This is a genomic window from Paenibacillus sp. MT86, from assembly GCF_058792535.1.
Genome location: NZ_CM179499.1, coordinates 2,300,141 through 2,319,927 on the forward strand (window position 1 = coordinate 2,300,141; position 19,787 = coordinate 2,319,927).

16 protein-coding genes are annotated in these 19,787 nt (G+C 50.9%); 13 read left to right on the forward strand and 3 right to left on the reverse strand.

Annotated elements, in window-relative coordinates:
- Positions 1 to 32: 32 nt before the first annotated feature.
- The gene (locus AC3RCL_RS10025) at positions 33 to 839 is read right to left on the reverse strand and encodes an N-acetyltransferase (RefSeq protein ID WP_375120314.1); all 807 of its coding nucleotides are present in this window, start codon (positions 837 to 839) and stop codon (positions 33 to 35) included.
- 17 nt (positions 840 to 856) lie between these two features.
- Positions 857 to 2,470 carry a YifB family Mg chelatase-like AAA ATPase gene (locus AC3RCL_RS10030; RefSeq protein WP_492535314.1) on the reverse strand — a complete coding sequence of 538 codons (1,614 nt, stop codon included), beginning with the start codon at positions 2,468 to 2,470 and terminating at the stop codon, positions 857 to 859.
- A 374-nt stretch (positions 2,471 to 2,844) separates the two neighbouring features.
- Here AC3RCL_RS10030 and AC3RCL_RS10035 point away from each other — a divergent pair, with 374 nt between their 5' ends.
- From AC3RCL_RS10035 to AC3RCL_RS10045, 3 genes are all read left to right on the forward strand, one after another.
- Positions 2,845 to 4,380 carry an ABC transporter substrate-binding protein gene (locus AC3RCL_RS10035; protein WP_492535315.1) on the forward strand — a complete coding sequence of 512 codons (1,536 nt, stop codon included), beginning with the start codon at positions 2,845 to 2,847 and terminating at the stop codon, positions 4,378 to 4,380.
- A gap of 140 nt (positions 4,381 to 4,520) precedes the next feature.
- Positions 4,521 to 5,447: an ABC transporter permease gene (locus tag AC3RCL_RS10040; protein WP_492535316.1), complete on the forward strand. Its 927-nt coding sequence runs from the start codon at positions 4,521 to 4,523 to the stop codon at positions 5,445 to 5,447.
- 12 nt (positions 5,448 to 5,459) lie between these two features.
- Positions 5,460 to 6,323 carry a carbohydrate ABC transporter permease gene (locus AC3RCL_RS10045; protein WP_492535317.1) on the forward strand — a complete coding sequence of 288 codons (864 nt, stop codon included), beginning with the start codon at positions 5,460 to 5,462 and terminating at the stop codon, positions 6,321 to 6,323.
- A gap of 21 nt (positions 6,324 to 6,344) precedes the next feature.
- On the opposite strand, the gene AC3RCL_RS10050 is transcribed toward AC3RCL_RS10045, so the two are convergent.
- Positions 6,345 to 8,585: a helix-turn-helix domain-containing protein gene (locus AC3RCL_RS10050; protein ID WP_492535318.1), complete on the reverse strand. Its 2,241-nt coding sequence runs from the start codon at positions 8,583 to 8,585 to the stop codon at positions 6,345 to 6,347.
- A gap of 499 nt (positions 8,586 to 9,084) precedes the next feature.
- Between AC3RCL_RS10050 and sucC the strand changes: the two genes are divergently transcribed.
- The 10 genes from sucC (at position 9,085) to fliE (ending at position 19,763) form a co-directional block, all read left to right on the forward strand.
- Positions 9,085 to 10,245: an ADP-forming succinate--CoA ligase subunit beta gene (gene sucC / locus AC3RCL_RS10055; RefSeq protein WP_492535319.1), complete on the forward strand. Its 1,161-nt coding sequence runs from the start codon at positions 9,085 to 9,087 to the stop codon at positions 10,243 to 10,245.
- A gap of 96 nt (positions 10,246 to 10,341) precedes the next feature.
- Positions 10,342 to 11,271 carry a succinate--CoA ligase subunit alpha gene (gene sucD, locus AC3RCL_RS10060; RefSeq protein ID WP_009594770.1) on the forward strand — a complete coding sequence of 310 codons (930 nt, stop codon included), beginning with the start codon at positions 10,342 to 10,344 and terminating at the stop codon, positions 11,269 to 11,271.
- A 128-nt stretch (positions 11,272 to 11,399) separates the two neighbouring features.
- Positions 11,400 to 12,575: a DNA-processing protein DprA gene (gene dprA, locus AC3RCL_RS10065; RefSeq protein WP_492535320.1), complete on the forward strand. Its 1,176-nt coding sequence runs from the start codon at positions 11,400 to 11,402 to the stop codon at positions 12,573 to 12,575.
- A 36-nt stretch (positions 12,576 to 12,611) separates the two neighbouring features.
- Positions 12,612 to 14,711, forward strand: a complete 2,100-nt coding sequence (gene topA / locus AC3RCL_RS10070) for a type I DNA topoisomerase (RefSeq protein WP_096774518.1) — start codon at positions 12,612 to 12,614, stop codon at positions 14,709 to 14,711.
- Between the two features lie 15 nt (positions 14,712 to 14,726).
- Complete coding sequence (gene trmFO, locus AC3RCL_RS10075; RefSeq protein ID WP_375120308.1) at positions 14,727 to 16,061, forward strand: FADH(2)-oxidizing methylenetetrahydrofolate--tRNA-(uracil(54)-C(5))-methyltransferase TrmFO; 1,335 nt, start codon at positions 14,727 to 14,729, stop codon at positions 16,059 to 16,061.
- A gap of 29 nt (positions 16,062 to 16,090) precedes the next feature.
- Positions 16,091 to 16,633 carry an ATP-dependent protease subunit HslV gene (gene hslV / locus AC3RCL_RS10080; RefSeq protein WP_006211334.1) on the forward strand — a complete coding sequence of 181 codons (543 nt, stop codon included), beginning with the start codon at positions 16,091 to 16,093 and terminating at the stop codon, positions 16,631 to 16,633.
- Positions 16,634 to 16,682: 49 nt separating this feature from the next.
- A complete protein-coding gene (gene hslU / locus AC3RCL_RS10085) occupies positions 16,683 to 18,089 on the forward strand; it encodes an ATP-dependent protease ATPase subunit HslU (protein ID WP_096774516.1) in 1,407 nt (468 codons plus the stop codon).
- A 457-nt stretch (positions 18,090 to 18,546) separates the two neighbouring features.
- On the forward strand, positions 18,547 to 18,954 hold the full coding sequence (gene flgB, locus AC3RCL_RS10090; protein WP_015736331.1) for a flagellar basal body rod protein FlgB: 408 nt from the start codon (positions 18,547 to 18,549) through the stop codon (positions 18,952 to 18,954).
- Between the two features lie 6 nt (positions 18,955 to 18,960).
- A complete protein-coding gene (gene flgC / locus AC3RCL_RS10095; protein WP_009594707.1) occupies positions 18,961 to 19,410 on the forward strand; it encodes a flagellar basal body rod protein FlgC in 450 nt (149 codons plus the stop codon).
- Between the two features lie 44 nt (positions 19,411 to 19,454).
- Positions 19,455 to 19,763 (forward strand): flagellar hook-basal body complex protein FliE, encoded by a 309-nt coding sequence (gene fliE / locus AC3RCL_RS10100; RefSeq protein ID WP_009594713.1) that lies wholly within the window; start codon positions 19,455 to 19,457, stop codon positions 19,761 to 19,763.
- Positions 19,764 to 19,787 lie beyond the last annotated feature (24 nt).

Genomic DNA, 19,787 nt, shown 5'->3' on the forward strand with positions numbered 1-19,787 from the left:
CCTCACCTGTTTCTGCATAATGGCCGTTCTCTTTAATACGAGCATACTTCCAGACAATTGTCGTCCAGGTCATAGAATGTAAAATAGGTTGCGCCGTATTCCAGGATGGTATCGACCCGTACGTTTTGTTTCCTCAGATGCCGATATGCGTCCTCCACGTTCGGAACGAAAAAATTAAACAGGGCATGCCGGCGCTCAAAGTATCTCTCTTCTTCTGTTGAGAAAAGGGTAAGGGAGGTTTGTCCGAACAGAATGCATTGATACTCCCCTTGCTCGCTCTCCCAGCCGATTCTGCCCCCAAGAACGCCTGTGTACCATTCTTTAGCGGCTTTTATATTCCTCGTGGGGACAAAGACGGTGTCGATATGCTGAAATATGGAAACGCTCATGCTATCCTTCCTCTCGGCTTTTTTCTTGCTCCAAATCATAATATGCTCTTGTTGCCCTGTATCGGGATCCACGGTTTCTTCAAGGCGTTCAAAACCGTTCTTCGCGTAGAAGCGGAGTGCCCTTTGGTTATCCGCATATACCCGAAGCTTCAACGTATCTCGAAGGTCCATGGCATAGCGAAGAAGGGCTTTCCCCCATCCTTGATTTTGGCGGCTTGGATCGATGAACAATGCCGCTAAATCCTCGCCTACAAGGGAAACAAAGCCCCGGACTTGACCTGTTTCCTCCAATAGATAAGTTTCGGCCATCGGGAGGTATACCTCCCGCATGTCCTCCTGCTTGGATTCCCAATACTCGGCGGGTATAAAATGATGCGCCTCTTTGGAAGCGGCCAGCCATATTTCGATAAGGACATTTAGATCTTCATTGGTCATCTGTCTGATCATCATAGGGTATCGACTCCATTTCATAAACGGTGGGTTTCTTCGGTTGCTATATATTGGCGATCCAGTTGTCGGTATTGAATCGCTTCGGCGACATGCCGGCTTTGAATGCCGTCGGATGCCTCGAGATCGGCGATGGTTCGGGCCAGCTTCAGGATTCGGTCATATGCGCGCATGCTCAGGCCCAGCGTATCGATGGTTGCTTGCAGGAGCTCTGCCGACTCCTTGTCCAGGCTCGCATGTTTTCTCAGAAAGCTGCCGAACAGTTCGCTGTTCCAGCCGAATGGCAGCCCGTCATAGCGTTTCAATTGAATTGCTTGTGCCGCATAGACCTGATCCCGCATGTGCTCGGAGGATAGGGGCGGCGTGCTTCCCGGCCATTCCTTGGGGCGAGGCACGTCCACTTGAAGGTCGATCCGATCCATCAAGGGGCCCGAGATTTTCGCCCGGTATTGGGCGATCCGCGAAACGCTGCAGGTGCATCGCTGATGAGGATGGTCGCTGCCGTAGTAACCGCACGGACAGGGATTCATCGAACAAGCCAGCATGAAATGCGCCGGGAAGGTAAAAACCGCCCGTGCTCTGCTTATGGTCACCTCACGATCCTCCAGAGGCTGACGCAGCACCTCCAGCACATGCCTTGAGAACTCGGGAAGCTCATCCAGGAACAGAATGCCTTTATGGGCCAGACTGACCTCTCCCGGCTTCGGAATGGTTCCTCCTCCGATGAGGCCGCCGGCTGAGATGGTATGATGGGGAGACCGGAAGGGACGTCTTTTCATCAGCCCATCGGATGGTTTTAGCTTCCCGGCAGCGCTGAATATTTTCGTCGTCGTCAACGCTTCTTGGTCGGCCAGCGGCGGAAGTATGGTGGGAAGGCGCTTCATCAGCATCGTTTTACCGGTACCGGGGGGCCCGATGAGAAGGATATTGTGCATGCCGGCCGCGGCGATGGTCAGGGCGCGTTTGATATGCTGCTGCCCGATCACGTCTCTATAGTCTTCAAGCTGTTTGCCCTGATCGCTGCTTTCTTGCGATCTGCTTGCATTCATCGATCGGTCGTACCGGAGCTGTGAGAGCGAAACGGTAACAGTGCCATCTCCTGCTGCTTCACTACGGCGAGTGGTTTCTGCTGGTGGATTCGGGACGAGCTCATTCAAATGACCGAGCCCATAGACCTCGATTCCTCCGATTAAAGCAGCTTCCGCCGCGTTTTCCCGCGGAAGAAGAACGCCGGCATACCCTTCTTTTTGGGCTTGTTCCACCATCGGAAGAACTCCCGTCACGGGCCTGAGCGTGCCATCGAGTGCAAGCTCGCCGATGATCAATATTCGATCGGCATTCGGGAAGGCCCACTGCTCGCTTGTCAGCAAAATGCCGACGGCGATAGCCAGATCGAAGGAGGAACCTTCCTTGCGCAGGTCAGCAGGGGCAAGATTGACGGTCACCCGTTTCAGTGGATAAGTAAAACCGCAGTTTTTAATCGCCGCCCGTACTCGCTCGACGGATTCGCGGATGGAGGAATCGGGCAGCCCGATGATGGCGGTTTGCGGCAGCCCGTTAGCGAGGTCCACCTCCACTTGAATGATGACGCCGTCAATGCCGTGCAAGCAGGCGCTATGAAGTTTTCCGTACATAAGAAAAACACCTCTTTTCAGATATCAGTGGATTGTAACAAGAACGAACATCCAAGATTCGAAAAGGGTGCTTCCTCATTTTCGCTGGGTGATTCTAGTCCGTATTGTAAAAGTTTCCCTCCTGTCTGTCAATTCGCGAGCATATACTAAAAGCCCCGTCTTACAGGCAGGAACCCGGACAGGATGCGGAGTTTCGGCGATGAATGTACCGTATTTCAGATGATTGCCACTTTTTCAGATTCTGAGGTCTGGCCAATAACGGGAAGGATTGTGAATGGTCAATGAGCGGCTCCGGCAGGTACAATCAAATCCGTAAACGTCAAGACGGGTTGAGCGTCGAGCGTTACATAATCATACATAAGGGAGAGGGTTGCGTGAAAATTTGGAACCGAAAGCTGGGGCTGGCGGCATTGGCTGCCGTCATGACCGGCGCATTGTTGAGCGGCTGCTCGAAAGATAACGCGGCAAACGAGGGGAATCATGAAAGCGCTGATACTGGGAAGGAAATCACGTTAGAGATGATGACCTTTTCCCATACGAATTGGCCGTACAAGGAGAATTGGCCGATTTATAAGTACTTAAAAGAGGAAACCGGCATCTCCTTCAAGGTGCAACCCGTCATGAGCGATTACACCACCACGATGAACCTGGCGATATCCTCGGGCGAGATCCCGGATCTCATGATGGTCAACAGCCTGAATGCCGCCAACACGCACGGGGCCAGCGGCGCGTTCGTCGACTATTTCGAGCATCTGGATCAGATGCCGAATTACAAGAAGTTTCTTGATGATCATCCGGAGGTAAAGGCCGCTATACTGTCTCCCGAGGGAAAAAATTATTTTATGCCGTTGTACGGACTTGAGCAGCAATCCAGGCGTTCCTGGCTTTACCGGGACGATATATTCAAGAAACACAATCTGACGCCGCCCACGACTTACGACGAGCTGTATACCGTTGCGAAAAAGTTAAAGGAACTGTACCCGGACAGCTTCCCGATTGCCGTGTTCAACGGATTGAGCCCGCTGGTTAATATGGCACCTGCGTTTAATACCAACAGCAGCTATTATTACGATTTCGAGAAGAACGAATGGCGCTACGGACCGACAGAAGACAACTACAAGAAAATGGTCGAATATATGAATAAATTTTACGCGGAGGGCTTGGTTGCGCCTGACTTCATGGCACATAAACGCAAGCAATTTAACGATCTGCTGCTTCAGAACAAATCGTTTATAGCCAGCGACTACATCGGCATCATGGATGAGCTGCCGTTGATGCTGGGGGATGCATCGTCTGAGTTCAGTCTTGATTACATGGTTCCGCCTATCGGCACGCCGGATGGCAAGTCCCATAACGTGTTTGCCGGATTGCAGAGTGACGGCTTTGCCGTAGCGTCAAATTCCAAAGAGCGGGATCGACTGCTGCAGTACCTTGATTTCCTGTTCTCCCCCGAAGGGATTGAGCTGGCAACCTGGGGCAGGGAAGGCGAGACGTTCACGACGGAGAACGGGGTTCGCACGTTCAACGATGATTACAAAGAGTTTGGCGACTTAAGAACCAAAACGGGAATTGCGACGATCGGCGCTCACATAGTATTGGACATGACCGCATACGAGTCCATGTATTCACCAAAAATGCGGGAAGCGATGAAAATCGCACCAGACCATGAAACGAAGCCGCAGCCAAGGCTTGCCTATACGAATGAAGAGAATGAAGTGCTGAGCATGGTCGGCGAAACCGTGAAGAAATTCCATGAGGAGCAGATTGCGAAATTCATTTTGGGACAGAAACCGATGGATGAATGGGACACTTACGTGCAAGAAGTGAACAAACTTGGCGTGCAGCAGGTGCTGGATGTTCATCAAAGCGCTTATGAACGGACGCAGAAATTCCTGAACGAAGCCAAGTAATTTAACCTGAACGCCATGCAGCCAGAGGAACCGGGCGGCTCTCTTTTTCGGATCGGCTCTTCGGATGCTCGTTATGCCTGGTTCCGGCCCGCAGGGGGTGCCGCTTATGGATACCGCATGGATTTCGCTGCTAAAGGAGGATGCGTTTTTTGCAAGCACGGCATTCGAGTTTCTTGACCAAAGTGAAGCGGGATAAATACCTGCTGTTGCTGCTTCTTCCCTGTGCTCTGTATTACATCATTTTTAAATATGTTCCCATATTCGGCGTTTCGATCGCCTTCATGGACTACAACTTGTTTAAGGGAATCGCGGAGAGCGATTGGGTGGGGTTCAAATATTTCAGTATGTTTTTAAATACGCCCGACTTCTGGCCTGTTCTCCGGAATACATTTCTGCTGGGGTTGTATAAGCTGATTTTCGGCTTTCCCGCGCCCATCATACTTGCGTTACTCATTAATGAAGTGAGCAAATCTTTTTTGAAGCGGTTTGTCCAGACGGTCAGTTATCTTCCGCATTTCATATCCAACGTGGTTGTCGCGGGGATCGCGGTCATGTTTCTGTCGCCTACAGGCGGGGTGGTCAACCAGCTGCTGAATGCCATTGGGCTTGAACGGATCAACTTTCTGGTGGAAGCCTCCTGGTTCAGGTCGATTTATGTGACGACGGACGTATGGCAGCATATTGGATGGGGGACCATTATCTATTTGGCCGCATTGACGGCCATCGATCCGCAGCTCTATGAAGCGGCGCGCATGGACGGAGCGAACCGGTGGAGACAGACGCTGAACATTACGCTGCCCGGCATCGCCCCGGCGATTGTGATCATCCTGATACTCGACATCGGAAAAATATTGGAGATCGGCTTTGAGAAGGTATACCTGCTTGCGACTCCCGCTACTTACGAGACGGCCGATATCATATCTACTTACGTATACAGAGTAGGCTTAACGCAAGGCAACTACAGCTATGCAACGGCGATCGATCTGTTTACCGGCATCATCAGCTTTATTTTCATTATCGCGGCAAATGCGTTCAGCCGGCGAGTCAGCGGAAGCAGCATCTGGTAGAGGAGGAACGTGATGAAACCGAAATGGAATTGGTTTGATGCCCTGAATGCCTTGATATTGACTGGGGTCGTAGGGGCGTGTTTATACCCGTTTGTCTACATGCTGGCCGTGTCCCTCAGCGATTCCGCCTCCATTGCCTCGGGGGAGGTCTGGCTGTGGCCGAAGGGCTTCAACCTGGATATGTATCAGTATGTGTTCGAGGACGGACGGGTGCTGAATGGATACAAGAATACGCTGATATATGTCGTTCTCGGAACAGCGATTTCCTTGTTGGTGACGGCGCTGGGGGCCTATTCGCTGTCCAAGGCCAAGCTGGTCATGGGTAAACCGATATTGATGCTGATCGTGTTTACGATGTTTTTCAACGGAGGCATGATTCCGACGTTTCTGGTCGTGAAGGAGCTGGGCTTTGTCAACACCATATGGGGCATGGTGTTGCCTGGAGCCGTAGCCACCTGGAACCTGCTGATCATGCGGACTTTCTTCATGGGAATGCCCCAAGAGCTTGAGGAATCCGGCAAAATCGACGGTCTGTCCGAGATCGGAATTTTCTTTCGAATTGTGCTTCCGCTTTCCAAGCCGGTGCTTGCCACCATCGGATTGTATTATGCGGTGGGGATGTGGAATAACTTCATGGGTCCGCTGCTGTATTTGCGGGATGCCGATATGCAGCCGCTGCAGGTGATATTAAGAAACATCGTGCTGTCGGGCCAATTGACGGGAACGGATGGGCCTGTTGTAGGCGATATCGTGGTGGTGGAGGATGGTCTGAAGTTCGCTACCATCATGGTGTCCACCCTGCCGATCCTGCTGGTTTACCCGTTTATCCAGAAATATTTCGTAAAAGGAGCTTTGATCGGCTCCGTCAAAGGTTAAGCGGCCGGCCGCTCACCTGACTTACCGGATCCAGTTGGTTTTCCGGTAATCGCCTGGTGTTTGGCCGGTTATTTTTTTGAACATGCGGATAAAGGAAGTGACGTTGCGGTAGCCGATCCGGTTGCCTACTTCCTGAATCGGCATGTTCGTCGTCTCCAGAAGCTCTTTTGCTTTTGTTATCCGGATGGCATTCAATTGGTCGCTGAAGTTGCTCCCCGTCTTCTCTTTAATATACCCGGACAGATAGGTGGGCGACATGTTGAGTTTATAAGCGAGCTGCTCGAGCGATATTTCTTCGTTGTAATGAGACTCCAGGTACTGAATGACATATTGGATGATATCGTAATGCTCCTCCCGTTTCCGGCGGATCGCTTGGGTTGCATGGGCGAGCTCGCCCAGAAGGACTTCCCGGTATTGGGCGGGAGTTACGCTGTACGCAAGCATATCGACATAATCCGGAAGCACGTCGGTATTGATCTTCAGCAGTTCGACGGTTCTTCTCATGCGGACCGAGACCGATTTGGCAAAATGGCTCAGCTGATCCGCCGTAGCCTCCTGCCGCTGCAACCGTTCCAATGCCCGATCGATCAGCATTTGGCAGCTGCTCTCGTTGCCCGCCTGCAAATTCACATAAAACTCGTGCTCCTGCTCGGCGGTGAAGCCCGTTGCATCGCCGCGGAGTTCCTTCTCCCAGATAATCTGGGTTTCCTCAAGCGGCCGGGCTTGAAGCAGGAGCGACATGGCTTCCGCATAGGCTTGATCGAACTCCGAGGTTTGCTGGAAGACGGATGAAACCGCGATATTCACGAGATAGACGCTTTGATCGTGATCAAATATCCGTTTGAGCTGGCTGAGGCACTGCTGCAGCATGTCTGATTTTTCCTGCGTGTACACGATGGATAAGATTTGTTTACCCTCCATCTGAAGGGTGTGCGACAAGGGAAAGGCCTCTTGGATCTGCAGCGTGATGATGTCCTTGATTTTGCCGGTTGCCCGTGTCATCAAGGCATCGAGCTTTGGAGTCGGGTTATGACGGTACCTCAATTGATAGACGATGACCATGAATGCTCCTTCGCCGACCCAAAGTTCTTTGGAAGCGGCGGTATCGATGGCAATGTTCTTGAACTGTGCCAAATAATGATAGCTGGTTAAGAGCGGTTTGGTTTGGTCCATCCATTCCTTGATCATCTTGCGCTCGTGCTGCAATCCCTTCAGATGGTTGGAAATGGCGCTGAATTCGGCGATGCTTCCTTGATACAGCTCCATCTCAGTTTGGCCCAGTCCCGTCACCAATCGCTTCAGCGGTTGGTTGATATTGCGAGAGAAGACCCACGATGCCAACGTGCCTATTAGCAGGGTAGCGGCAAATAACAGCACGGTAATCCAGTTCATGCGGCTGATGCTTTGATTAAGTTCGTTGTGCGGAATGATGGAGATATAGGTAAGACCGGAGCGTGCCCCTTTTTCGAAAAAATAGTACGATCCCTTCTCCATGATCCAATCCGACTGGCCGTCCCATTCCGGCAGCGGCTGGGAAGCCGTGTCCGGCAAGGATTCATACAGTTTCGTTCCCTTCGGGTCCAACAGTACGAAACGGGAACCGGCCATTCCTTTATAGGATTCATACCAGCTTTTCATATTCACGAAAGCTATGATTTGCCAGGGGCTTCCTTGCACATCAGCGACTAACGGCAGCAGCTGCACCTCGCTCTTCTCGGTCCCGATGGAGAAGGCGCTGCTGGGAAGCATTTGCATAAACCCATTGGTGGGCACTGTCTTTTTCCAGAACTCGTACGGATAGGAATTGCTGATGTAATAATGCTTGAACATGCGGTCATCGTTAACGATGCCGTCCCGTTCAAGGAGGAAGGCATGATTCCGGTAGTAGATCATGACATTATTCAAGTGATAGTATGGCTGGCTGACAAGGGTCCGTATCTGATCCGTCACCATTTCAACCTGCAGATAATCGATTCCTTTCTTTCCGCCGGCATCGGCCTGCCTGCTGATATTGCCGACGAATTCGTTATGCTGAAGGTTGAGGAGAAGGCTTTTCCAGGTGGAATATTGCTTCTCGAAATTGTCGACGGTGTTTCGAATCAGGGTCAGATTATATTTGACGATCTCATTGTTCACATTGCGGGAATAGAAGGTCATCGACCATAGGTTGTAGGAGGAGAGCAGGATAATCACGACGAGAAAATAGACCAACATTTTGACGAATAATGAATGAAGCGGAAAAAACGATTTCAACCATTTCATGCTGAATCTCCTTATGAACACGCCTACTTGTCTTTCTCTTTCCAAATCATTCTACCGGATCGCACAGAAAGGATAAAGAGTTTTATAATGCGTCACAGTTTGATCTTACTAAAAAGGGATTTAATGGTATAATAGTAACGAATACACTAATTCTATGAGGAATGGAGAGGGAATCGAAATGACGATATTATGGGAAAATATCTTAATTATGCTTGCAGCAGGATTGCTTGGCATTGCCATTGTGGTGTTAGGCATTATAGGTTTGATACATTACGCGCGAAAAAACAATTAAGCATACATATATTTCCAATTTATATCTGGAAGGAATCATACCCATGCCAAATCGAGTGGATAAACGGTGAACTTTTTAAGGTAAGCGTTTTAAAAACATGTTACAATAGCTTGGGTTTAATATATAAAGGTTGACAGTGCGAACTTTCATAGATTGGTTCCGTGTCAGCCAGCCTTGTTCCAGTCATGTTGATAGGAGGATTCGAGAATGAATATCCATGAATATCAAGGAAAACAAGTACTGAAGCAATATGGAGTAGCTGTTCCGAACGGCAAGGTAGCGTTTACGGTGGAAGAAGCAGTTGAAGCTGCGCAATCTTTGGGCAGTCCCGTAACCGTTGTCAAAGCGCAGATCCACGCAGGCGGCCGCGGTAAAGCCGGCGGCGTTAAAGTGGCGAAGAACCTGGACGAGGTTCGTGCTTATGCCGAAGAAATTCTGGGCAAGGTGTTGGTGACTCACCAAACGGGTCCGGAAGGCAAGGAAGTCAAGCGTCTCCTTATTGAAGAGGGCTGCGATATTCGCAAAGAGTACTATATCGGAGTGGTCGTTGACCGCGCTACCGGCCGTGTCGTGATGATGGCGTCCGAGGAAGGCGGTACCGAAATCGAAGAGGTTGCAGCAGCAACTCCTGAGAAAATTTTCAAAGAAGTCGTGGATCCGGCGATCGGACTTCAAACATTCCAAGCGCGGAAATTAGCGTATTCCATTAATATTCCGAATGAACTGGTAGGTAAAGCCGTTCAGTTCATGCTGGCCTTGTGTAAGGCATTCGTAGAGAAGGATTGCTCTATCGCTGAAATCAATCCGCTTGTCGTAACCGGTGACGGAAACGTCATGGCTCTCGATGCCAAACTCAATTTCGATTCCAATGCGTTGTTCCGTCATAAGGACATCTTGGAACTGCGCGATCTGGATGAGGAAGACGAGAAGGAAATCGAAGCGTCCAAATACGACTTGAGTTACATAGCTCTCGACGGCAACATCGGCTGCATGGTTAACGGCGCAGGTCTTGCCATGGCTACGATGGACATCATCAAGTATTATGGCGGCGACCCTGCCAACTTCCTTGATGTTGGGGGCGGCGCAACAACGGAGAAGGTAACGGAAGCCTTCAAGATTATTTTGTCCGATCCTCAAGTAAAAGGAATCTTTGTCAACATTTTCGGCGGCATTATGCGTTGCGACGTTATTGCTACCGGTGTTGTCGAAGCAGCGAAACAGCTGGGACTGACTCGTCCGCTTGTTGTACGCTTGGAAGGAACGAACGTAGACCTCGGCAAGCAGATTTTGGCTGAGTCCGGTCTGAATATCGTGCCTGCTGATTCCATGGCCGACGGAGCACAGAAGATCGTCTCCCTCGTTCAGTAATATTTCATTCCTGAAGGGGCATGGCACGATGGGCTTCTTAGCCCTGCCGTGCGGTTGCTTTCATTTTCAAATAACAATAGGGGATGTGAATCAATCGTGAGTATTTTGATCGATAAAAATACAAAAGTTATCACGCAAGGGATTACAGGTAAAACAGCCCTGTTCCATGCAAAAGGCGCCTTGGATTACGGTACGCAGATGGTCGGCGGAACTTCGCCCGGCAAAGGCGGAACCGAAGTTGAAATCACGCTAGAGAACGGCGAAACCGTCAAACTGCCGGTTTACAACACCGTTGAGGAAGCCAAAGCCAAAACAGGCGCAACCGCAAGCGTCATTTATGTACCGCCTGCTTTTGCGGCCGACTCCATTCTGGAAGCCGTTGATGCCGAGATGGATCTGGTGATCTGCATTACGGAAGGCATTCCGGTGCTCGACATGGTAAAGGTATCCCGTTATATGGAAGGCAAGAAGACTCGCTTGATCGGACCTAACTGTCCGGGTGTCATCACGCCGGGTGAATGTAAAATCGGCATCATGCCGGGTTACATCCACACGCCGGGACATGTCGGGGTTGTATCGCGGAGCGGTACCTTGACCTATGAAGCCGTTCATCAGCTAACGGCCCGCGGCATCGGACAATCCTCCGCCGTAGGAATCGGCGGCGACCCTGTCAAAGGGACGGAGTTTATCGATGTGCTGAGACTGTTCAACGAAGATCCGAATACCAAAGCGGTGATCATGATCGGCGAGATCGGCGGAACCGCTGAGGAAGAAGCGGCTGAGTGGATCAAAGCGAACATGACCAAGCCGGTGGTAGGCTTCATTGGCGGCGCAACAGCGCCTCCAGGGAAACGTATGGGCCACGCGGGCGCGATCATTTCCGGCGGTAAAGGAACAGCCAAGGAAAAAATCGCTGTGCTTGAAGCATGCGGCATCAAAGTGGCTCCTACGCCTGCCGAAATGGGCTCGACCTTGGTTAGCGTGCTGGAAGAGAAGGGGCTTTTGGAGTCCTGCACAACGCACTAAGGCTTAAACCTATCCATTAATAGGCCAGATTTACGTTATAACTTAAGGTAAGCAACCTTTTATTTCCTGATTAGGAAATGAAGGGTTGCTTTTTTGTTTGTGATTTTATATTTTAAGGAGGTCGCGTGATGAGGCTGGACAGATTACTTCTGATTGCATTGCATGAAAGCGAAGGCATCGGATGGAAGACCATAAACCGAATGGTATTGAACGGCGAGCTGCATGAAGGCTTGCTGTCCTATGATGCGCAGGATTGGAGAGCGTGCGGTCTGCCTGTCGAAAAAGCAAACAAGCTGGCTAAAGAATTCCCTATCGCCGTCGAAAGAAAGCGTGTCGAACTGTCGAATGACGAGGAGATCGAGCTTCGACAAGAGGAAGACAAGGTATGGAATTTGACAAACCGCACAAAAATACGTATTATAACAGCCCTTGATGCTGTCTACCCGGATATGTTGAAATCGTCGCAGCAAGCGCCCTGGGTTCTGTATTGCATTGGGAATCCTCATTTGCTGTCCACGCCGGGGATCGCGATGGTCGGCACAAGAATGCCTACCGGCTACGGGCGCAAGGTTGCATCGATGCTGTCGGAGGCGCTGACACGAGCGGGGCTTATGGTTGTCAGCGGCATGGCCAGAGGCATTGACAGCGTCGTGCACGAAACCGCTTTGCGAAGCGGCGGGCCGACGGTGGCCGTTCTCGGAGCCGGCATCGATGTCATTTATCCGCCGGAGAACCGCTCACTTTATGAAGAGATCGCAGCTAAAGGGCTTATTATTTCCGAATACCCGCCGGGTACCAAGGCGCTGCCGGGATTCTTCCCGCAGCGAAACCGGATCATCGCCGGGCTGACGCTGGGAACCGTGGTGGTGGAGGCGGATGCCCGCAGCGGATCGCTGATTACGGCGGATTTGGCCCTGGAGGCGGGAAGGGACGTGTTTTCCGTTCCGGGACCGCTCACTTCACCCAAGAGCAGAGGGACCTTGGATTTGATCAAGCAAGGGGCCAAGATGGTCACGGAAGCCGGGGATATAATAGAAGAATATGATTCCTGGTTGCCAAAAGGGGTCTCGGATACATACAATAAGGAGCGGCGGGCCCCTCGTCAGGAGCGTCCGGATGAACTAGCCGGGTTGACAAATGACGAACGACAAATATACCATATGCTCGAACAGGGTCCCGGGTCGCTGGATGAGATGATCGAGCGTACCCGGTGGGATTTTGGACATTTGCATTCAGTTCTGTTATCTTTAATCATAAAAAAGCAGATTACCCAATTACCCGGTGCTATATATAAAATCATATAATGGGAAAGTTTGAATGTTGGAGAGGAGGATGAACCTGTGGCGGATTCACTCGTCATCGTAGAGTCGCCTGCCAAGGCGAAAACGATTGGCAAATATCTCGGCAGCAAGTATATCGTGAAGGCTTCGATGGGTCATGTTCGCGATTTGCCGAAGAGCCAGATCGGGGTTGAGGTGGAAAACGACTTCAATCCGAAATACATTACGATCCGCGGAAAAGGTTCTGTCTTAAAGGAACTTAAGGATGCTAGCAAAAAGGTGAAAAAAGTGTACCTCGCAGCTGACCCCGATCGCGAAGGGGAAGCCATTGCATGGCATCTTGCGCATGCGTTGGAGCTGGATGATACTCAAAGCCTGCGGGTTGTATTTAATGAAATAACGAAAACGGCCGTGAAGGATGCCTTCAAAACGCCGCGCAAAATTAACATGGATCTGGTTAATGCGCAGCAGGCCAGACGTATTTTGGACCGATTGGTTGGTTACAAGATCAGTCCTATTCTATGGAAGAAAGTGAAGAAGGGTCTTTCGGCCGGCCGGGTTCAATCGGTAGCCGTCAAAATCATTCTCGACCGCGAGAATGAGATAAGCGCTTTCGTTCCGGAAGAATATTGGACTATAACGGCTAAGCTGGCGATTAAAGGCTCCGCATTCGAAGCCAAATTCACGCAGCTAAACGGCGCGAAGAAGGAACTGACCAATGAGCAGGAAGTGAATGAAATCCTCGAGTCGATTCGGGATGCTTCCTTTAAGGTCGGCGAAGTGAAAGAGCGTGAGCGTCAGCGCCACCCGTCGCCGCCGTTTACGACGAGCTCCTTGCAGCAGGAGGCTGCGCGTAAACTCGGTTTCCGTGCCGCCAAGACCATGTCGGTAGCCCAGCAGCTGTACGAGGGTGTTGAGTTAGGCAAGGAAGGCACCGTCGGTTTAATTACTTACATGCGTACGGATTCCACGCGGATCTCAGGCACGGCTCAAGAAGAAGCGAAAGAATACATCACCGAGAAGTACGGTGATCCGTTCGTGCCGGAGAGCCCGAGACAATATTCGAAAAAAGCAGCAAACGCCCAGGATGCGCACGAAGCGATTCGTCCAACGTCCGTGCTGCGCGATCCGGAATCCATGAAGCCGTATATGAGCCGCGACCAGCTTCGGTTGTACAAACTGGTCTGGGAACGCTTTGTGGCAAGCCAGATGTCTTCTGCAGTACTGGATACGCTTTCGGTGGACATCACTGCCGGGAATACGGTCTTCCGGGCGACCGGTTCGAAGGTCCGTTTCCCTGGATTCATGAAGGTCTACGTTGAAGGCAATGACGACGGAACGACAGAGGAAGACAAATACCTGCCGGAGCTTCATTCCGGAGACATTCTGGAGAAGCAGGACATTGAGCCGAAGCAGCACTTCACGCAGCCGCCTCCGCGTTATACGGAAGCGCGTCTTGTCCGAACGCTGGAGGAGCTCGGCATAGGGCGTCCAAGTACGTATGCGCCGACGCTGGAGACGATCCAGAAGAGAGGCTACGTTGCCATCGAAGAGAAAAAATTCATGCCGACCGAGCTCGGCGAGCTTGTCATCGAGCAGATGGAGCAGTTCTTCCCCGAAATCCTCAATGTGGAGTTTACGGCGAACATGGAAGAGGATCTCGACCATGTGGAGGAAGGCTCCGAGGACTGGGTCAAGGTATTGGCAGAGTTCTATGAGTCCTTTGAGAAGCGGCTTGAAGTAGCAGAGGAAGAAATGAAGGAAATCGAAATCGAAGATGAGGTTTCCGATGAGATCTGCGAAAAATGCGGCAAGCCCATGGTTTATAAGCTGGGCCGTTTCGGCAAGTTTCTTGCCTGCTCGGGGTTCCCGGAATGCCGGAATACCAAGCCGATCGTGAAGGACATCGGCGTATCTTGCCCGAAATGCAAGGAAGGCCATGTCGTGGAACGCCGGAGCAAGAAGGGGCGCGTCTTCTTTGGCTGTGACCGGTATCCCGAATGCGACTTTGTATCATGGGATAAACCGTCAACGAAGCCGTGTCCGAATTGCAGCAGTTTAATGGTAGAGAAGAAAAGCAAGCAAGGCATCAAGCTTCAGTGTACCTCTTGCGATTATTCCGAAATGGTCGAGGAACAGGACGAAGCAGCAGATTTGTAAGGCATACAGGGGGTAATGACGTTGACAGATTCACAGAGGGTTACGGTTATCGGGGCAGGACTTGCTGGCAGTGAAGCTGCCTGGCAGATCGCCAGCCGAGGCGTACCCGTTACACTATACGAGATGCGGCCGGTCGTAAAGACGCCGGCTCATCATACGGACAAGTTCGCCGAGCTTGTATGCAGTAATTCGCTTCGGGCGAACGGATTAACCAATGCGGTCGGCGTATTGAAGGAAGAGATGCGGATGCTGAATTCCCTCGTCATCGGATCGGCTGACCGCAATTCCGTCCCGGCTGGCGGCGCATTGGCCGTCGACCGCGACGGCTTCTCCGGAGAAATTACGGAAACCTTGCATCAGCATCCGTTAATCGAGGTCGTAAATGAAGAAATTCAGCATATACCTGAAGAAGGCATCGTTGTGATTGCTACGGGACCGCTGACTTCGCCGGCATTGTCGTCGCAAATCCGCGAGCTGATGGGCGAAGACTATTTCTATTTTTACGATGCGGCTGCTCCGATCGTGGAAAAAGACTCTATTGATATGAGCAAGGTCTATCTGGCATCCCGTTATGATAAAGGCGAAGCGGCTTATCTGAATTGTCCCATGACGGAAGAAGAGTTTGACGCTTTCTATGACGCTCTAATCAATGCGGAAGTCGCACAGTTGAAAGAGTTTGAGAAGGAGATTTATTTCGAGGGCTGCATGCCGATCGAGGTCATGATGAAGCGTGGCAAACAAACCGCCTTGTTCGGCCCGATGAAGCCTGTTGGATTGGTGAACCCGCATACGGGCAAGCTGCCGCATGCTGTGGTGCAGCTCCGTCAGGATAATGCGGCAGGAACCCTCTATAATCTTGTCGGTTTCCAGACTCACTTGAAATGGGGCGAACAGAAGCGCATCATTTCCATGATTCCGGGACTCGAGAACGCCGAAATCGTGCGATACGGCGTCATGCACCGCAATACGTTTGTCAATTCGCCGAAATTGCTGGAACAAACCTATCAGGTGAAAACACGGCCGAATTTGTACCTGGCGGGACAAATGACCGGCGTCGAAGGGTATGTCGAATCGGCGGCGTCCGGATTGATTGCTGGCATTAATGCGGCAAGGGCGGCTCAGGGGCGTGAGGGGATCGTATTCCCTCAGGAATCGACCATCGGGAGCATGGCTTATTACATAACCCATGCGGATCCTGATAATTTCCAGCCGATGAACGCGAACTTCGGTCTTCTTCCGGGCCTAGAGAAGCGGATTCGCAACAAAAAGGAAAAGAACGAAGCGCTTGCGAACCGTGCTCTTGATGGGGTCCGCGTATTTATCAGCGAGCATGAACTAAATACAATCTAATCTTATTTTCTTAGGGAGGTCTTGCCATCATGGAAATGACTTTTCACGCCACGACGATTTGCGCAGTGCGGCACAATGGCACGGCAGCTATAGCCGGCGATGGCCAAGTCACATTCGGTGAAAGTGTAGTCATGAAGCAGACCGCCAAGAAAGTGCGCCGTCTTTACCGGGGACAAGTTGTCGCCGGTTTTGCCGGTTCTGTGGCGGATGCGATCACGTTGTTTGAGAAATTCGAAGGCAAGCTGGAGGAGCACCATGGAAACCTGCAGCGGGCCGCTGTCGAGCTTGCGAAGGACTGGCGTCAAGACCGGGTGCTTCGCAAACTTGAAGCCTTGATGATTGTTATGGACAAAACGGGGATGCTGCTGATTTCCGGCGGCGGCGAAATCATCGAGCCTGATGATGATGTGCTGGCCATCGGGTCAGGCGGCAATTTTGCCTTGTCTGCCGGACGTGCGCTTAAACGCCATGCAGGGCATATGGAAGCGAAAGACATCGCCAGAGAAGCCCTTCAGATCGCTTCTGAGGTGTGTGTCTACACCAACAGCAACATTATTGTTGAAGAGCTGTAAGAGGGCCATGCAGCAACATATAGCCATATCAGGGGTGGAGGTATTCGCGATGAGTAAAGAATCGATGACGCCTAGACAGATTGTATCGGAGCTGGATAAATACATCGTAGGCCAGAAGGACGCTAAAAAATCGGTCGCTGTCGCACTTCGGAACCGTTATCGCCGGAGTCTGCTGACCGATGACGAGCGGGATGAAATCGTACCGAAGAACATTCTGATGATCGGTCCTACCGGCGTCGGCAAAACGGAAATTGCGAGAAGGCTTGCCAAGCTGGTCCATGCACCGTTCGTCAAGGTCGAGGCCACGAAGTTTACCGAGGTTGGTTATGTCGGCCGTGATGTGGAGTCCATGGTGCGGGATCTGGTGGAAACCGCGATCCGGATGGTGAAGCTGGAACGTACGGAGAAGGTTAAGGACAAAGCCGAGGAAATGGCGAACGAGCGGATCGTTCAGCTGTTGGCGCCTTCAACCAAAGGCCAGAAGAGCCAGCGTAACCCCTTTGAGATGCTATTTGGCGGTGGAAACAACGAAACCCAGGCCGATGAGGAAGAGGCGGACGATAAGGACGTTAGTCTTAAAGAGAAGCGGAGACAGGTGCGCTTTAACCTGCTGTCCGGCAAGCTTGAAGACGAAACGATTGAGATCGATGTGGAGGATGCCGCACCGAATATGTTCGACATGTTTGCCGGACAGGGCAACGATCAGATGGGCATGAATATGCAGGAAATGTTCGGCAACCTGATGCCGAAGCGTACGAAGCGCCGCAAGCTATCCGTCAAGGAAGCCAGAAAAGTGCTTACGCAGGAAGAAGCAGGCAAGCTCATTGATATGGATGATGTCATCCAGGAGTCCATACGACGGGCCGAGCAATCCGGGATTATTTTCATCGACGAAATCGACAAGGTTGCCAGCCAGGGACGTCAATCGGGTCCTGATGTGTCCAGGGAAGGCGTGCAGCGCGACATTCTGCCTATCGTGGAAGGCTCCACGATCATGACGAAATACGGGCCGGTAAAAACGGACTTTGTCCTGTTTATCGCTGCCGGCGCATTCCATATCGCGAAGCCGTCGGATTTGATTCCCGAGCTTCAGGGGCGTTTTCCGATTCGGGTAGAGCTGAACAGTTTGTCGCTCGACGATTTTGTTTCCATTTTGACCGAGCCGAAAAACGCATTGACCAAACAATACGTCAATCTGCTTCGTACCGAAGACCTGGAAATCGAGTTTTCGCCGGAAGCGATACGGGAGATTGCCCAAATCGCGGCTTCGGTGAACCAGAACACGGAGAATATCGGCGCACGGAGGCTCCATACGATATTGGAGAAGCTGCTGGAGGATCTGTCGTTTGAAGCGCCTGAATTGACGCTGGACCGGATGGTGATCACCCCGCAGTATGTCCGGGAGAAACTTGCCGGCATCGCCCAGGATCGGGACCTGAGCCAGTATATTCTGTAGTTGCATTCGTATAGGTCTATCTGCCGGGTATGCAAAAAGGAGATAATTGTCGATATTCATCCCGGCCTTTCTTGCTGGATGTCGAAGCGCTTTCGCATGTTGGAAGGGAACGGGACGGATTTCGCAATTTTTTGTGAATTTTCAGGATGGGAACAGGACCTACCTAGCGGGTAAATTCACTTAAAATTTACAGATTTAGTGGTACGATTTGCAATAATATAGAAAAAAATCGGATAAAAATGAACACAAAGCCCTTCTTTTTGGTAAAAGATAGGGCTTTTTTCTTATTGTAAAAAGTCCCAATCTTTAAGAAACTTAGTTTATGTGACATCATGTTGTCTTTTTCTACTTAAGACCTAGGTTAGTTCGTACGGATTATATTATTTGTCGAAAAAAGAGGGTTTAGCTAGGAAGAGTGGAATACCTTTCGGCAAATCCAGTCAGGAGGAATGAGCTAGTGAATCTGTTGAATAATAGTTCTTTTCAACGGCTTCAAAGCGGTTTGGATGCAGCGAATCTCAGGAACAACGTGATTGCAAACAACATCGCGAACGTGGATACACCTCATTTTAAGAGATCCGAAGTATCCTTTGAGAGTCTTCTGAAGAAAGAAATGGATGGAGCCCAGTTGTCGCTTCAGGGCAGAAGAACGGATCCCAGGCATTTTGTCATCGGTCCAACCGGGTCAATCCCGGATGCTTCGGTCATAAAGGACGGCAGCAGTTCCATGAATAACAACCAGAATAATGTCGATGCAGACAGAGAAATGTCGCTGCTTGCAGAGAATCAGCTTCGTTATAATTCGTACATACAAGCTGTAAATGAGCAGATTCGAATGATGCGTACAGCTATTGAAGGGAGATAGGGATTCATGAATATTAGCAATAGCTTCGGAATTAATGCATCAGCTCTAACGGCACAACGGCTTCGAATGGATGTTATCTCCTCCAACATAGCCAATGCGGAAACCACGCGCGCGCGAATCGAGAATGGACAAGCCGTTCCGTATCGCCGAAAGACGGTTGTGTTTCAGCCGCAGCAGGAATCCTTCGAAGGGCTTCTCAGAGCCCAGATGAACGGTCAGAATGCAGGGCAAGGGGTCAAGGTTGCGCAGGTGCGGGAAGATCAATCCCCGTTGAAGCAGGTATATAACCCCACACATCCGGATGCGAATGCGGAAGGCTATGTCTTTATGCCTAACGTCGATATTACGAAGGAAATGGTGGATATGCTTGCAGCTACCCGTTCTTACGAGGCTAACGTTACGGCGATAAACGCTTCGAAAGCGATGATCATGAAGGCTTTGGAGATTGGAAGATAAGACGAGGATATATACATAGACCAGCATAGTAGGAGGAGAGAGAGATGATTCAGAATGCAATGTTCAGTGTTCAGGGTGTACAGCCGCTGCAAATGCAGGAGCAAGTGAAAAATGGTGCGACTCCTTCCGAATCGATTCGAGATTTTGGCTCTTACCTGAATGAAGCACTGAACTCCGTGGCCGCGCAGGAACAGAACGCGCACGTGATGAGCGATAAATTAATGATTGGACAAGTAAACGTAGATCAGGCGATGATATCCGCCCAACAGGCTCTGTTGAGCATCCAGCTCACGACACAGGTCCGAAACAAAGTGGTAGAAGCCTATCAAGAGATCATGCGCACGCAAATCTAAATGTTTCTAGCAAAGTTTCGGATG

Excerpts from the sequence above, each read along its gene's own strand:
- fliE (WP_009594713.1), top strand. The coding sequence starts at position 19,455 with ATGATTCAGAATGCAATGTTCAGTGTTCAGGGTGTACAGCCGCTGCAA.
- AC3RCL_RS10045 (WP_492535317.1), top strand. The coding sequence starts at position 5,460 with ATGAAACCGAAATGGAATTGGTTTGATGCCCTGAATGCCTTGATATTG.
- trmFO (WP_375120308.1), top strand. The coding sequence starts at position 14,727 with ATGACGTTGACAGATTCACAGAGGGTTACGGTTATCGGGGCAGGACTT.
- hslV (WP_006211334.1), top strand. The coding sequence starts at position 16,091 with ATGGAAATGACTTTTCACGCCACGACGATTTGCGCAGTGCGGCACAAT.
- AC3RCL_RS10030 (WP_492535314.1), bottom strand. The coding sequence starts at position 2,470 with ATGTACGGAAAACTTCATAGCGCCTGCTTGCACGGCATTGACGGCGTC.
- sucC (WP_492535319.1), top strand. The coding sequence starts at position 9,085 with ATGAATATCCATGAATATCAAGGAAAACAAGTACTGAAGCAATATGGA.
- AC3RCL_RS10025 (WP_375120314.1), bottom strand. The coding sequence starts at position 839 with ATGATGATCAGACAGATGACCAATGAAGATCTAAATGTCCTTATCGAA.
- AC3RCL_RS10050 (WP_492535318.1), bottom strand. The coding sequence starts at position 8,585 with ATGAAATGGTTGAAATCGTTTTTTCCGCTTCATTCATTATTCGTCAAA.
- flgC (WP_009594707.1), top strand. The coding sequence starts at position 18,961 with ATGAATATTAGCAATAGCTTCGGAATTAATGCATCAGCTCTAACGGCA.
- AC3RCL_RS10040 (WP_492535316.1), top strand. The coding sequence starts at position 4,521 with ATGCGTTTTTTGCAAGCACGGCATTCGAGTTTCTTGACCAAAGTGAAG.
- dprA (WP_492535320.1), top strand. The coding sequence starts at position 11,400 with ATGAGGCTGGACAGATTACTTCTGATTGCATTGCATGAAAGCGAAGGC.
- hslU (WP_096774516.1), top strand. The coding sequence starts at position 16,683 with ATGAGTAAAGAATCGATGACGCCTAGACAGATTGTATCGGAGCTGGAT.